This is a genomic window from Pseudomonas aestuarii (assembly GCF_027988105.1).
GTDB lineage: Bacteria > Pseudomonadota > Gammaproteobacteria > Pseudomonadales > Pseudomonadaceae > Aquipseudomonas > Aquipseudomonas aestuarii.
This window is the reverse complement of sequence record NZ_JAQJZJ010000002.1, coordinates 495,199-508,091: the sequence shown is the minus strand read 5'-3', so window position 1 is coordinate 508,091 and position 12,893 is coordinate 495,199. Positions and strand designations below refer to the sequence as shown.

The 12,893-nt window shown below is 63.4% G+C and carries 11 protein-coding genes and 1 pseudogene; 5 read left to right on the top strand and 7 right to left on the bottom strand.

Annotated features, from left to right (window positions below; translation table 11 throughout):
- Position 1 precedes the first annotated feature (1 nt).
- The 3 genes and pseudogenes from PH586_RS06255 to sstT form a co-directional block, all read right to left on the bottom strand.
- Positions 2 to 1,183 (bottom strand): annotated as a pseudogene (locus tag PH586_RS06255) (MFS transporter); the annotation flags it as partial.
- On the bottom strand, positions 1,173 to 3,095 hold the full coding sequence (locus PH586_RS06250; RefSeq protein WP_271346900.1) for an IucA/IucC family protein: 1,923 nt from the start codon (positions 3,093 to 3,095) through the stop codon (positions 1,173 to 1,175). The pseudogene PH586_RS06255 and the gene PH586_RS06250, both read right to left, overlap by 11 nt.
- Positions 3,096 to 3,443: 348 nt before the next feature.
- Positions 3,444 to 4,688 carry a serine/threonine transporter SstT gene (sstT, locus tag PH586_RS06245; protein ID WP_271346899.1) on the bottom strand — a complete coding sequence of 415 codons (1,245 nt, stop codon included), beginning with the start codon at positions 4,686 to 4,688 and terminating at the stop codon, positions 3,444 to 3,446.
- A 304-nt stretch (positions 4,689 to 4,992) separates the two neighbouring features.
- Between sstT and PH586_RS06240 the strand changes: the two genes are divergently transcribed.
- Positions 4,993 to 5,640 carry a YceH family protein gene (locus PH586_RS06240; RefSeq protein WP_271346898.1) on the top strand — a complete coding sequence of 216 codons (648 nt, stop codon included), beginning with the start codon at positions 4,993 to 4,995 and terminating at the stop codon, positions 5,638 to 5,640.
- Between the two features lie 101 nt (positions 5,641 to 5,741).
- Here the strand turns inward: PH586_RS06240 and PH586_RS06235 are convergent, their stop codons facing one another.
- Positions 5,742 to 6,215 (bottom strand): phage infection protein, encoded by a 474-nt coding sequence (locus PH586_RS06235; protein WP_271346897.1) that lies wholly within the window; start codon positions 6,213 to 6,215, stop codon positions 5,742 to 5,744.
- 441 nt (positions 6,216 to 6,656) lie between these two features.
- Here PH586_RS06235 and PH586_RS06230 point away from each other — a divergent pair, with 441 nt between their 5' ends.
- From PH586_RS06230 to PH586_RS06215, 4 genes are all read left to right on the top strand, one after another.
- Positions 6,657 to 7,898: a glutamine synthetase family protein gene (locus PH586_RS06230; RefSeq protein ID WP_271347061.1), complete on the top strand. Its 1,242-nt coding sequence runs from the start codon at positions 6,657 to 6,659 to the stop codon at positions 7,896 to 7,898.
- Positions 7,899 to 8,137: 239 nt separating this feature from the next.
- Positions 8,138 to 9,469: an MFS transporter gene (locus tag PH586_RS06225; protein ID WP_271346896.1), complete on the top strand. Its 1,332-nt coding sequence runs from the start codon at positions 8,138 to 8,140 to the stop codon at positions 9,467 to 9,469.
- Positions 9,466 to 10,158: a TIGR04283 family arsenosugar biosynthesis glycosyltransferase gene (locus PH586_RS06220; protein ID WP_271346895.1), complete on the top strand. Its 693-nt coding sequence runs from the start codon at positions 9,466 to 9,468 to the stop codon at positions 10,156 to 10,158. The genes PH586_RS06225 and PH586_RS06220 overlap by 4 nt, the downstream gene beginning before the upstream one ends.
- On the top strand, positions 10,155 to 10,772 hold the full coding sequence (locus tag PH586_RS06215) for a TIGR04282 family arsenosugar biosynthesis glycosyltransferase (RefSeq protein WP_271346894.1): 618 nt from the start codon (positions 10,155 to 10,157) through the stop codon (positions 10,770 to 10,772). The genes PH586_RS06220 and PH586_RS06215 overlap by 4 nt, the downstream gene beginning before the upstream one ends.
- A 268-nt stretch (positions 10,773 to 11,040) precedes the next feature.
- Here PH586_RS06215 and PH586_RS06210 read toward each other — a convergent pair whose 3' ends face one another.
- The 3 genes from PH586_RS06210 to flgM form a co-directional block, all read right to left on the bottom strand.
- Positions 11,041 to 11,748: a flagellar brake protein gene (locus PH586_RS06210; protein ID WP_271347060.1), complete on the bottom strand. Its 708-nt coding sequence runs from the start codon at positions 11,746 to 11,748 to the stop codon at positions 11,041 to 11,043.
- A gap of 125 nt (positions 11,749 to 11,873) precedes the next feature.
- Entirely contained in the window at positions 11,874 to 12,341 is a 468-nt protein-coding gene (locus tag PH586_RS06205; protein ID WP_271346893.1) for a flagella synthesis protein FlgN, read from the bottom strand.
- 76 nt (positions 12,342 to 12,417) lie between these two features.
- Complete coding sequence (gene flgM / locus PH586_RS06200; protein ID WP_271346892.1) at positions 12,418 to 12,759, bottom strand: flagellar biosynthesis anti-sigma factor FlgM; 342 nt, start codon at positions 12,757 to 12,759, stop codon at positions 12,418 to 12,420.
- Between the last annotated feature and the right edge of the window lie 134 nt (positions 12,760 to 12,893).

Genomic DNA, 12,893 nt, shown 5'->3' with positions numbered 1-12,893 from the left:
CGGGGCTGGCCGGCAGTGGCGAGGTGCTGCGAATCAGGCGGATGCCCAGGGCGGCGACGGCATAGGTCAGCGCCACCAGCCAGAAGCCGCTGGCCAGGCCGAGCAGGCCCATGCCGGCGGCGCCGAGCAGGGCGCCGAGCAGCGCGCCGGCCTTGGCCGCGCTGTTGCCCAGGCCGAGGGCGAAGCCCTGGCGACTGGTCGGCACTGTGTTGACGATCAAGGCGTAGGCCACCGGCAGTAGTGCCCCTTGCCAGATGCCCCAGAGCAGGCGGCTGGCAATGAAGCCGAGCCAGTCGCTGGCCAGGGCGGTCAGGGCCAGGGTCAGGGCGCAGAGCCAGGCCACGCCCTCGACCACGGCCAGGGTACGGGCCGGGTTCCAGCGATCGAACAGGCGCCCCCACAGCGGCGCGCTGAGGGCCAGGGTGGCGGCGCTGGCGGCATAGCTGGCGCCGATCAGCCAGCCGGGGGCCTGCAGAACCTGCGCGACATAGAGGGCGAAGAAGGGTTGCGGCATCATCTTCGCCGCCTGCACCAGGACGATGATCGCCAGCACACCGCCGAGCCAGGCACCGGGCAGCTGCGCTTCGGGCTGGGTCCTGCCTGGTCGCGGACTGGGCGAGTCGGCCGGCAGGGCCATCGCCGCCAGTGCACACAGCAGGCAGGTCAGCGCCGCCGCGTTGCACAATGCGGCGAAGCCTGCGACATCCATCAGCCAGCCGCCGAACACCGGCCCGGCCAGCGAACCGACCGCGGTCGCCGCCTGCAGGCGGGCCAGCACCTGACCGCGCTGGCCACTGGCGCAACGGGCGACGGCATAGGCCTGGGCCGCGGCGATGAAACCGGCCAGCGCCCCCTGCAGCACGCGGATCAGCACCAGCAGCCAGGGGTCGCTGGCCAGTGCCGCGAGGGCCTGGCACAGCGCCAGGGCCAGCAGGGCGCGCAGGATCATGGGCTTGTGTCCGCTGCGATCGCCCAGGCGGCCCCACAGCGGGGTCAGCAGCATCGCCGCGAGCATCGGCCCGGCGTAGACCAGGGCCGAGAGCGTGGCGAGGTAGGGCTGCTGGGCCGGGTCGAGCAGCGCCTGGAGGCGCAGCGGCCAGAAGGGTCCGCTCATCTCCATGGCGCCCATGGAGATGCACTGGATGGCGATCAGCAGGGTCAGCTGCGCCGGCTCAACGCGCATGCTGGTCTTGGCTCAGCGGGTTGCGCAGGCGACCGACTATGTCGCTCTGGCTGTTTTCCAGGCGCATGCGCATGAACGACTTGGCCGGCCAGTCCTGTTCCAGCAGGGCCCGGCGTTCGCCTTGCCAGCGCGCCTCGTCGACCCGGCCGCGCAGTGCGGCGAAGCACTGGCCGACCTGGTCGGCCAGCATCGCCCACAGTGGCCGTTCAGGCACCTGCCAGTGGCGCGCACAGAGCAGGACCAGTTCGCCCAGGTGGCACATGAAGCAGGTGTGCAGCAGCTTGTCGCGGACGATGTCGGGATCGTCGAACAGGGTCAGCTGCGGGTCGTGCAGCTCGAGGTCCAAACTCTGGGCGTGCAGGCTGGGGCGATGGATGCGGATGTCGCCGAAGTCGCGCAGCAACAGGCGTCGCGGCTGAGCGTCGCGGTCCATCAGCATGAAGCTGTTCTGCTGGTGCGCCTCGAAGGCGACGCCGTAGACCAGGTAGAGGCCGAGCAGGCCCGGCAGCGCCACCGCCAGGTAGTCGCGCAACCAGGCCTGCATCGCCTGGCTGTCGTCGCGGCCCTGGGCCAGGCGTACCCACTGGCGCAGCAGGGGCTGGCCGCGGTCATCCTCGGCGAACAGGCTGCCCACCGGCACGGCCAGCTCGCCAGGACCGATCAGGCTCAGGGGATTGTCGCGGTAGAGCACCGCCAGGTGGCGGGCGTGCTCGTCATCGGCCGGCTCGGGGTTGAAGTGCAGGCCGACGCGCTCGGGGATCACGCTCAGGTGCCGGGCCAGTTCAGGCTCCTGGCCGAGTATCGCCAGGAGCAGGCGACTGACCCGCGGGCCCATGCGCGCCGAGCGCGGCGACAGGGTGCGTTGCACGCTGGTCAGGCGCAAGCCCACCGGCAGCTTGACCATGGGCAGCGTGCGGCTGGCGCCGGGCAGCACCGTGCGGAAGGACATGCTCGGGTGGCCCTGGAAGGCCTCAATAGCGGTGAGAATCAGGCGCTGCTCGGCGATTTCCCGGGCGAACTCCCGGGGCAGCACCTGCTCGGCCTGCCAGGGGTGGACCGGCAGCGGCAGGTAGTCGTCGGGCTCCAGGCTCTGGCGACGCAGTTCCGCGTCCAGCTGGCGGCTCGCCTGGGGAAACTGCGAGTGCCACCAGTGCCGGTAGTCGAGGTCCGCGTCGAGGCTCTCGCTATGGGCGCAGCTGCGCCGGAGTGCCGCCAAACGAATCGGCAGGCGTGCCTCGAACTCCGGAGACAGCTCGATGACCTGGGCGGCGCTCAGGCCCAGCTTGGTCTTGTAGTTCGGGTGCCAGGGGTGGCCAAGGGTTCCCCATTGCTCCAGCAGCAGGGTCGGGTTGTCCGGGCAGGCGCTGGCCTGGAGCCAGGCCAGCAGGCCATCGACGCTGTCCTGCTCGTGTCGCAATTGGCGGTTCCAGCTCTGGTGATACGCCAGGCAGAGGCTGTCGTTGCGCAGGCTGTCATCCAGCTCTCGCGCCAGCCGCGTCAGGGTCGCCGATGTGACGCAGCAAGTGAGCCGGTCGCTCAGCAGCTGGAGCAGTTCCGAGGGGTATTGCAGCAGGTACGGCAACGCCTGGGCTCGGCACAGGGCGACGCTGCCGTGCAGTTGCCAACTGCCCATGCCGGCGGGTTGCAGGTGGTCGAAGCGCAGCCGCGTACCGGGATCGCCAAGGGCCAGCCAGCAGTGGTTGTGCTCGTCGCGGCCGAGTGTGGCCGGATCAAGCAGCCCCTCGCGCAGGAGGGCCTGGATCAGGCGCTGGAAGCTACGCTCGCGCGCCGCCGGCAGCGCCTCGATCAGCTGGTCGAGGGTCACATGGCGCGAACGAAACGCGGGACTGGCCAGGGCTTCGCTCCAGTGGCTGAGCAGGAGTTGCATGGTTTCGGGCAGGGCGACCGTCATCTGGAGGGTCCTTGGGCAAGAGAGGTGGAAACCAGGCATTCCATTGCTGCCTGTGAGGGTGCGCGCCGCAAGATGGTATTGCCTCTCTACAGCTAATGCAAATCATTTGCATTAAAGGCTCGTGAGATCCTGTTCGATGGTGGGTGGGGTGCGACGACAGGTCGGGTGAGAGGGGCAGGAGCAAGCGTGCGCTCGCGTCAGGCGCGGCGCTGGCGGGCGGTGATCGTCGGGTTGGAGGGGCTGGCCGCGACCTGTTCTGGCCGTCGGCAGGCGCACGGACAGGGACGTCCATGCAAAAAAGGCCTGCGCGGTGCGCAAGCCTCTTGGGTCAGCGAATGGCGCCGGGGATCAGTGCGCGGGGGCGGCCAGCGGGCTTGCCAGCCGATCCTCGGCCAGGCAGGCCGCCGCGGTGAACAGCGCATCGGTCGAGGAGTTCAGCGCGGTTTCCGCCGAATCCTGAACGATGCCGATGATGAAGCCGACGGCGACCACCTGCATGGCCACCTCGTTGGGGATGCCGAACAGGCTGCACGCCAGCGGAATCAGCAGCAGCGAGCCGCCGGCCACCCCGGAGGCGCCGCAGGCGCTGACCGAGGCCAGCAGGCTCAGCAGCAGGGCGGTCGGCAGGTCGACGGCGATGCCCAGGGTGTGCACCGCGGCCAGGGTCAGCACGCTGATGGTGATCGCCGCGCCGGCCATGTTGATGGTGGCGCCCAGCGGGATCGACACCGAATAGGTTTCTTCATGCAGGCCCAGGCGCTGGCACAGCTGCAGGTTGACCGGGATGTTGGCCGCCGAACTGCGGGTGAAGAAGGCGGTCAGGCCGCTTTCGCGCAGGCAGGTGAACACCAGCGGGTAGGGGTTGCGGCGAATCTTGCAAAAGACGATCAGCGGATTGACCAGCAGGGCGACGAACAGCATGCAGCCGACCAGTACCAGCAGCAGGTGCAGGTAGTCGAGCAGGGCGCCCATGCCCGACTCGGCCAGGGTGGCGGCGACCAGGCCGAAGATCCCCAGCGGCGCCAGGCGGATCACCAGCCGAACGATTGAGGTCACACCATCGGAGAGGTCGGCCAGCATCTGCTTGCTGCCCGGGGCGGCGTGGCGCAGGGCCAGGCCCAGGCCGACAGCCCAGGCCAGGATGCCGATGAAGTTGCCCTTGAGCAGGGCATTGACCGGGTTGTCGACCAGGTTCAGCAGCAGGGTGTTGAGCACCTCGCCGATCCCGCCAGGGGGGCTCAACTGCGCGGCGTTGCTGACCAGGGTCAGGCTGGAGGGAAAGGCGAAGCTGGCGAGCACGGCGATCAGCGCTGCACTGAAGGTGCCGAGCAGATAGAGCTGCAGGATCGGCCGGATGTGGGTCTGCTGGCCATGCCGGTGGTTGGCGATCGAAGCCGTGACCAGGACGAATACCAGTACTGGCGCCACTGCCTTCAGTGCCGAGACGAAGACCGTGCCCAGCAGGCTGACCGACAGCGCGGCTTGTGGCGCCAGCAGCGCCAGTGCGATTCCGGCAACCAGGCCGATGGCGATCTGCACCACCAGGCTGGTGCGGCTGTATAGATGGATGAGCGGGTGTGGAGCGTTGGTCATTGCGTGCGTCTCATGATCTGCCGGCCGCCCGCCGCTGCGCAACATGGTCAGCCCCGGGGCAAGTTGCCTTGCTCTGGCTGAGCAGATGAGCGAATGGGCGAGGCGGCGGCGGGCGAAATGTCAGGATCTGGCGATGGGCCGGATCCTGAGTGGAAAAAACAGCGCGCGACTCTAGCACAGCGCCCGGCACGTGGTCCCTGGCGATGCCGGGTCGCCGCTCAATGGCAGCTGCGTCAGGGAAAGGTGCCAAGTCAGCATCAGGCAGGCTAGGCTAGCGGCATATTGGAGTCTGAGAGAACCTGCCATGACCAGCGACAACCCGAGTGTCTTCAGCGACGCGCCCCTGAGCGCCATCGAGGCCCGTATTCTCGGCTGCCTGATCGAGAAGCAGGCCACCACGCCCGAGGCCTATCCGTTGACCCTGAATGCCGTGGTGCTGGCCTGTAACCAGAAGACCAGTCGCGAACCCTTGATGAACCTCACCTCCGGCCAGGTCGGCCAGAGTTTGCGCAGTCTGGAGGGGCGAGGCTTGGCGCGTCTGGTGATGGGCAGTCGCGCCGATCGCTGGGAGCATCGCACGGAGAAGGCATTGGAATTGGTGGCGGCCCAGGTCGTCTTGATCGGCCTGCTGCTGTTGCGTGGGCCGCAAACGGTCAACGAGTTGCTGACGCGCAGCAGCCGCATGTATGCCTTCGAGGATGCCGAGCAGTTACAGCACAATCTGGAGCGCTTGATTACCCGTGGTTTGCTCTGCCAATTGCCGCGCCAGACCGGGCAGCGCGAGGACCGTTATATGCACCTGCTGGGTGATCCCGGCGATCTCCAGGCCATCATGGACGCCCGTGCGAGCCACGCCGAACGCCCGGCTGTCAGTGCCTACGAGGAGAGTCGCCTGGATGCCCTGGAAGCACGAGTCGCAGAATTGGAACAACGTCTGGCGCGCCTGGAGTAGGCAGTCGGGGGAGACTATAAACAGCAAAGGCGCCAGGGTAGGGCGCCTTTGGTTTCTTGCTTGCGCGGGCGGAGATGGTCGGCCCGTTCAGCGTGTGGTCCTTAGCCTAAGCGGTTGACCCCGGTCCGGTCGAAGCCGTCTTCTGCGATGCGATTGCTGCCAGTCCGGTCGAAGCCGTCTTCTGCGATGCGATTGCTGCCAGTCCGGTCGAAGCCGTCTTCCGCGATGCGATTGCTGCCAGTCCGGTCGAAGCCGTCTTCCGCGATGCGATTGCTGCCAGTCCGGTCGAAGCCGTCTTCCGCGACGCGATTGCTGCCAGTCCGGTCGAAGCCGTCTTCCGCGATGCGATTGCTGCCAGTCCGGTCGAAGCCGTCTTCCGCGACGCGATTACTGCCAGTCCGCTCGAAGCCGTCTTCAGCGACGCGATTGCTGCCAGTCCGCTCGAAGCCGTCCTCGACGATAGTCATGTCAGCGTTGCTGCCGTCGATCTGGGAGTGCGGAGCGCTCTGTGGCAGGGCGAAGGCGCTAACGGACAAGCTGGCCAGGATCAGGCTGGTAAGGATTTGCTTTTTCATCTTCAGGCTCCTCGTGGGGGCGGTAAGTGGCTACGGGGCCCATATTACTGATGAAAAATAGATGAAGAAGTGCAGTTCAAGCATGGTAATAATCAGCGCTGTCGATAGTAGTCGCCAGGCTCTCTATTCAGGTCGTTCTATGGGTTTTGTCGGGTTCTTGTGCGGGCTTGTTTGGGTGATATTCTATTGATTTATATTATCGAAATATTAGATGTTTTGTCTGTGGGCGTGCTTTGTACGGAATGACAGGTGAGGGGCTGCTTGAAATTATGAACGGGCGATGCGTATTTTGTACGCCCCGCTGTTTCACGACGGTTCTGCACGCAAGGATAGGAACAGATGACCACCGCGAGTCGCACTGCACTGGAAGAACTATTGCGCGGCGTCGATGAAGTCGCATGCGTGACCCCGGACCTCAATGGCGTGCCGCGCGGCAAGGTGATGACCGCTGAAGGTTTCCTCGAAGGCCGGCGCTTGCAGATGGCTCGTGGGGTGCTCTTGCAATGCATCATGGGCGGCTACCCTGCGCCACGGTTTTACGGTGGCGATGATGGCGATCTGGCGCTGAATGCCGTTCCGACCCAGATCCATCGCCTGCCCTGGAGCGATACGCCCTGCGCCCTGGCCATCTGTGATGCGGATGAGCTGGATGGCCGCAGTTCAGGGCTGTCCACCCGCGGCTTGCTAAAGCGGGTGGTGGAGAACTATGCCGCTCATGGTTGGCAGCCGGTAGTGGCTACCGAGTTGGAGTTCTTCGTATTTGCGCCGAACCCCGACCCACAGCGAGCGTTTCAGCCGCCGGCAGGTCTGGATGGACGGCGCGAGCATGGTGGCAGTGCCTTCGGCGTCAGCTCGAACAATGGTCTGCGGCCGTTCTTCAGCGAGGTGTATCGGTGCATGGCCGCGCTAGGGTTGCCGCGCGATACCGTTATGCATGAGATGGGTGTCAGTCAGTTCGAGATCAATCTGCTGCATGGCGACCCTTTGTTGCTGGCCGACCAAACTTTCTTGTTCAAGCACCTGCTCAAGGAGGTCGCACTCAAGCATGGGCTGACCGTGGTGTGCATGGCCAAGCCATTGGCGCATACCCCCGGCAGTTCCATGCACATCCACCAGAGCGTGGTCGAGCAGGGGAGCGGCAGTAATATTTTCAGCGCTGAGGATGGCCAGGCGACGCCAGCCTTTTATCACTTCATCGCTGGTCAGCAAGCAGCTCTTGCGGACTTCACCCTGCTGTTCGCCCCCTACGTGAACTCCTATCAGCGGCTCTGTCATCCCTTTGCGTCGCCGAACAATGCCTGCTGGTCGCAAGACAATCGCGCCGCGGGCCTGCGCATTCCGGCCAGTACGCCGGAGGCACGGCGAGTGGAAAATCGCCTGCCAGGCGCTGATGCCAACCCCTATCTGGCGCTGGCGGCCAGTCTGGCTGCCGGCCTGTACGGTCTTGAACAGCAGTTGCAGCCGAGCGCGCCGATTCAGGGCGAATTCGAGGTGCCGAATAAATTAACCCTGCCCTGTACCCTGCATGCGGCCATCGAGCGTCTGAAAAACAGTCGATTGGCCGTAGAACTGTTCGGCACGGAATTCATCGAAGGCTACATCGCCAGCAAAACCATGGAGTTGAGCAGTTACCTCGACGAAATCACGCCCTGGGAGCGTCATATTCTCGCCGGCCCTGCATAACAGGTGGCAGTTTTTGGGCTCCGCCGCCACACGACTCAGGTTATGCGATCCGGCCCGGCCTATGGCTGATCCATTGATGCGGGCCAAGCGCATGCTAACGTGCAGTACGCTTCGGCTTCACCCCTGTGCTTTATGCTTCACTCATTTATCCATTTGTGCATTTGTTTATTGCGGCCATCGCGGCCGCGCCGCTTGTATTGAGCGGTTCAGTCGTCAATCAAGGAGTCATTCACAGAGTCATGCGCATTATCTTTAGGTCTTTCCGTTCACTGTATTTCGCCACCCTGCTGATGTTTCTGGGATCGGGTTTGTTGAGTACCTACCTGGCTCTGCGTCTGGCGGATACGGTGGATGGTCTATGGGTGGGTGCCCTGATGGCGGCCAACTATCTCGGGCTGGTACTGGGCGGCAAGCTGGGGCACCGGCTGATCGGCCGGGTCGGGCACATTCGCGCTTATGTCGCCTGTGCCGGGGTTGTCACTGCAGCGGTGCTGGGCCACGGCCTGACCGACTGGTTGCCGGCCTGGTTGCTACTGCGATTGCTGGTAGGCCTGGCCATGATGTGCCAATACATGGTGATCGAGAGCTGGCTCAACGAGCAGGCGGAAACCAGCCAACGCGGCCAAGTGTTCTCCGGGTATATGGCCGCCTCCTACCTGGGGTTGATTCTCGGTCAGTTGGCGTTGGTGACGCATCCGGCCCTTGGGCTCGAGTTGCTGATGCTGGTGGCGTTGTGCTTTGCCCTGTGCCTGGTGCCGGTGGCATTGACTCATCGGCTGCATCCGGCGCCCATGCATCCAGCGCCGCTGGAGCTGCACTTCTTCATCAAGCGGGTGCCCTTGTCGCTGATCACCATTGGCGTGGCTGGTCTCATTGTCGGCGCATTCTACGGTTTGGCTCCTCTGTATGCGGCTCGTATGGGCTTGTCGACCGAGCAGATCGGTATGTTCATGGGCAGCTGCATTTTTGCCGGCCTGCTGGTGCAGTGGCCGCTCGGCTGGTTGTCGGATCGTTATGATCGGGCCAAGTTGATCCGTAACTGTGCGGCATTGTTGATCTTGGCGGCGCTGCCATTGGCGTTGATGCCCGCGGCCGGTTTGTGGGTATTGCTCGGCGTCGGGTTCATCGTCGGCTTGTTGCAGTTCAGTCTCTACCCCCTGGCAGTGGCTTTTGCCAATGACCACGTCGAGGGCGAACGGCGCGTCTCATTGACCGCCATGCTGCTGGTCACCTTCGGTGTCGGAGCCAGTATCGGCCCGCTGCTGGCTGGTGTGCTGATGCGCTTTCTGGGCGCCAACATGCTCTATGCCTTCGTCTGTTGCTCGGCTTTGATCCTGGTCTGGCGGGTGCGTCCGGCCAATATCACTCACCTGCATCAGGTCGATGATGCTCCGCTGCATCACATCCCAATGCCGAGCAACATGAGCAGTTCCCCCTTGGTTGCGGCCCTCGACCCGCGAGTCGACGAGCAGGTCGTGCAGGATCAGATGCTCGATGGTAATGCCGCCGATATGGCTGCTGCCGGAGCGGTTGAGCCCGTCGATCCGCCTGAGCAGATGCCGCGGCCGTGACGCCTTTGCTCAGCGTGATCATCCCGGCTCGCAATGAGGCAGTGGCCCTACCCTTGCTGCTGGCGGATTTGGCACCGTTGCGCGCGGCTGGAGCGGAGCTGATTGTGGTGGATGGCGGCAGCAGTGACGCGACAAACACGTTGGCGGCTGCGCAGGCCGATAAGGTGCTCGAGACGAGCGCGGGGCGCGCCCTGCAACTGAATGCCGGCGCCGCGGCCGCGGGGGGGGATTATCTGTGGTTCGTGCATGCCGATACCCGGGTCGGTGCTGCGTCCATCCAGCGCTTGCTTGCCGTGTTGGCCGAGCGGCCGATCTGGGGGCGGTTCGATGTGCGTTTGTCGGGCAGTGGTCTGGCTCTGCGTTTGATCGGTACGATGATCAATCTACGCTCGCGGTTGACCGGTGTGGCAACGGGCGACCAGGGAATCTTCGTCGCCCGCGAATCGTTTGAGGCGCTCGGTGGCTACGCAGATATCCCCTTGATGGAAGACATCGAGCTCTGTGGACGCCTGAAAAAACGCGCACGACCGCGTTGCCTGCGTCCTCCGCTGACAACTTCAAGCAGACGCTGGGAGCGCGATGGCATTTGGCGTACTGTGTTGTTCATGTGGCGTTTGCGGCTGGCCTACTATTGTGGCGCCAGCCCGGATCAGTTGGCGCGGCAGTATCACCGAGGGCCACCGCTATGAATCTGTCTATCTCTTTGCACATGCTGGCGCGTGCGCCTGTGCCTGGGCGGGTGAAAACCCGGCTGATCCCTGTTCTGGGTGAAGAGGGCGCGTGTGACCTGCAGCGGTTATTGCTCGAGCGAGCCTTGCGGCTTCCGTCGGAAGGTTTCAGTCAGCGTTTCTTGTGGCTTGACGACAGCCCGGATGCACAGCTGCAGGTGCTCGCCGATCAGTTGAACTGGACGCTGGTTGAGCAGCCCGCTGGCGACCTGGGTGAGCGCATGCGACGCATTGCGACCTTGGGGCTGGCGGGAAGCGATGCCGTGGTCTTGATCGGCAACGATTGCCCGGCGCTGGATGGCGAATACCTCAGCGGTGCTTGTGAGGCATTGCACGGACAGCCAGTAGTGCTGGGGCCGGCCGAGGATGGAGGTTATGTCCTGCTCGGCTTGCGCCGCGTCGATCCCTTGCTGTTCCAAGCCATGCCCTGGGGAACTGACCAGGTCTTGAGTATGACCTGCGAGCGCCTGCAGCAGTTGGACTGGCACCATCAGTTATTGCCGGCGTTGTGGGATGTCGATCGCCCGGAAGACCTGCCGCGCCTGGCAACGCTGGGCATTCGGGTCGACCTCTGATCGCTTGCCGACGACTTTCTGCTCAGCTTGGTCATTGGTAGCAGTGGTTTTGAGCGCGAACCCGGCGACCTGGGGTTTGTCGCGTGACGAGGCGTCGGCAAAGATGGTGGGTAATTCCCGATAAGATCTTGGCAACCTTTCCGGGCTTAGCGGATTTTTTGCTTGGTCCGAGCCTCACCGGCCGGGCCGCGCAGATCGAGTTCCGCTAAGCCTGGCAGTTCGTTTCTCGGCACAACCTGCGGCTCAGTTGCGCTTGCCCTGCAGGCTGTTAGAACAAACCATCGCTGTCGAAACGACGTGCCTCGCGCTGCACTTGGTAGACGAAACGTTCAACCTGGCGTTGCTCAAGACCGCTCATGCGATGAAAGCGCACACCGGCAAAAGTCGTGTCGAGTTTCTCTTCATACTGCACATGGCGCAGTTCCACGGCAGTGGTCATGGCGCCGAAGGGCAGTTGCGCGGTAAAGCGTTCATAGACCTGGCCGGAGTGCAGGCTGCTGGCGACATTGCCCGGCAAGCGTACTTTGCAACCTGTGGCGGAAATATCCAGCAGTAGTCCCGTTAGAGGGGTGCGCAACTTGGCCCCGGCCAGTTCGATCTTGATCTGTTCGGTTTGCTTGAGCGGCGCTCTGTATGCATTGCGTCGCTGGTGGTAATGCACTTCTTCAGGCATCGGGCTGATGTAGCAGCGTGCCCCCTGGTGCTGGTCTATCTGTACCGGCTGCAGGCACTCCCAGGCTACGCGCACGCCTTCATGGAAGGCTTCGATGCGAAAAGGCTCGCCATTCTGCAGAAAGCGCTCGGCATCATTGGGGATCATTTCATCGAGAATCAGGCGATTATTGTCGCGATCGACTTCGATCAGGTAGCTCTGGAAGCGTTGGTTGCGCTCGTGGAAGGTGATAACCAGCGGGTCGTGGTGCTGTTGCAGTTGACGCAGATTGGCCACGATTTCCACGGGGGCTTTGAGAACCATCGGTGGTTGTGGGCCATCGTCCTCGATAAAGGGATTGGACACGGTCCAGAACTCTCCAGGCAGATACAGTGACACTAGAATGCTGTCATTATGCCAGCATTTTTCCTGTGTCTTATAATAGTTGGTCAGGCCTGACTGAGCGGGCGCTGCTGGCCGATTCTAGCGGTACTGCCGCGGCTGTCATAGAGGCTGGGGGGTTCGCCGCCCCGGAGAATGCCGAGGATGCTGCTTGTCGATACCTGGCTGGAGCGAATCAAGCGGCCGTTGCGTAGATTGGCGGCTTGGCAGCGTTCGAGCAGTGCGTGCAGTTGGTCGCCGCGCTCAAGTAGTTCAGCGCCTTGGCTAGAGCGTTCAGCAAGGGCTTGCAGTCCCGCGTTGTCGGCGCTCAACTGCAGGCTGAGCAGCAGCTGGCTGCGCGCCTGACCGTGCTGATCGAGCAGCGCCAGCAGTGGTTGCTTATTTTCCAGAATGCTTTGCAAACGAACCAGGTCGCGCTCGCCGAGGGCCTGGAATTCGTTATCGATCAGTTCGAGCAGTTGCTCGGCGCAGTCGATATCGTCGTTGAACAGCTTAAGCAGGGTCGTATCGTGCATCGCAGGCTCTCAGATGTTTACGGGCCGTAGCAGCGTCACTGCGCTGTAAGCCTAACATCCCGGCGCTGCCCTGGGACTAGCGCTGGGATTCGAAGTCAAGCAGTTTGCTGGCAACGCGCTGGCTGTCGACTTGGTAACTGCCGTCAAGGATCGCTTGTTTGAGCTGGGCAACGCGCTCTTTATTGACGGTGGGCTGTTCAGCCAGTTTTTCGCTGATCTTTTGCAGCTGTTGTGCTTCGCGACTGAATTGCACCGACTCGCCACTCTTGCTGGCGTCCGCCGGCTGGGTCTGAGCTGCTGAGGGGGTGGTCGATTTGTCGCTGATGGCTTCATTCCGGCCACCAGACTGAGCACCGCCCACGCGCCCTGAATTGGCAGGAGTGGCGGCATTGTTTAGCCGGTTGAAGTCGATGACCATGATGAAAAACCTCGAACAGTATTGGGACGCTTGCCTAGTTTCTCGGCCGTCCCGGGCATAACTTTAGAGAAAAAAGCGGTGTTTCAAGCAACAGTTTAAACGCTGTGTGAAAAATCGTCAGCACAACCCCTGTG

What these genes read in the sequence shown, in the direction of transcription:
- PH586_RS06240 (WP_271346898.1), top strand. Translation starts at nt 4,993, where the DNA reads ATGACCAGCGACAACCCGAGTGTCTTCAGCGACGCGCCCCTGAGCGCC.
- PH586_RS06225 (WP_271346896.1), top strand. Translation starts at nt 8,138, where the DNA reads ATGCGCATTATCTTTAGGTCTTTCCGTTCACTGTATTTCGCCACCCTG.
- PH586_RS06205 (WP_271346893.1), bottom strand. Translation starts at nt 12,341, where the DNA reads ATGCACGATACGACCCTGCTTAAGCTGTTCAACGACGATATCGACTGC.
- sstT (WP_271346899.1), bottom strand. Translation starts at nt 4,688, where the DNA reads ATGACCAACGCTCCACACCCGCTCATCCATCTATACAGCCGCACCAGC.
- PH586_RS06210 (WP_271347060.1), bottom strand. Translation starts at nt 11,748, where the DNA reads ATGGTTCTCAAAGCCCCCGTGGAAATCGTGGCCAATCTGCGTCAACTG.
- PH586_RS06250 (WP_271346900.1), bottom strand. Translation starts at nt 3,095, where the DNA reads ATGACGGTCGCCCTGCCCGAAACCATGCAACTCCTGCTCAGCCACTGG.
- flgM (WP_271346892.1), bottom strand. Translation starts at nt 12,759, where the DNA reads ATGGTCATCGACTTCAACCGGCTAAACAATGCCGCCACTCCTGCCAAT.
- PH586_RS06235 (WP_271346897.1), bottom strand. Translation starts at nt 6,215, where the DNA reads ATGAAAAAGCAAATCCTTACCAGCCTGATCCTGGCCAGCTTGTCCGTT.
- PH586_RS06215 (WP_271346894.1), top strand. Translation starts at nt 10,155, where the DNA reads ATGAATCTGTCTATCTCTTTGCACATGCTGGCGCGTGCGCCTGTGCCT.
- PH586_RS06230 (WP_271347061.1), top strand. Translation starts at nt 6,657, where the DNA reads ATGACCGCTGAAGGTTTCCTCGAAGGCCGGCGCTTGCAGATGGCTCGT.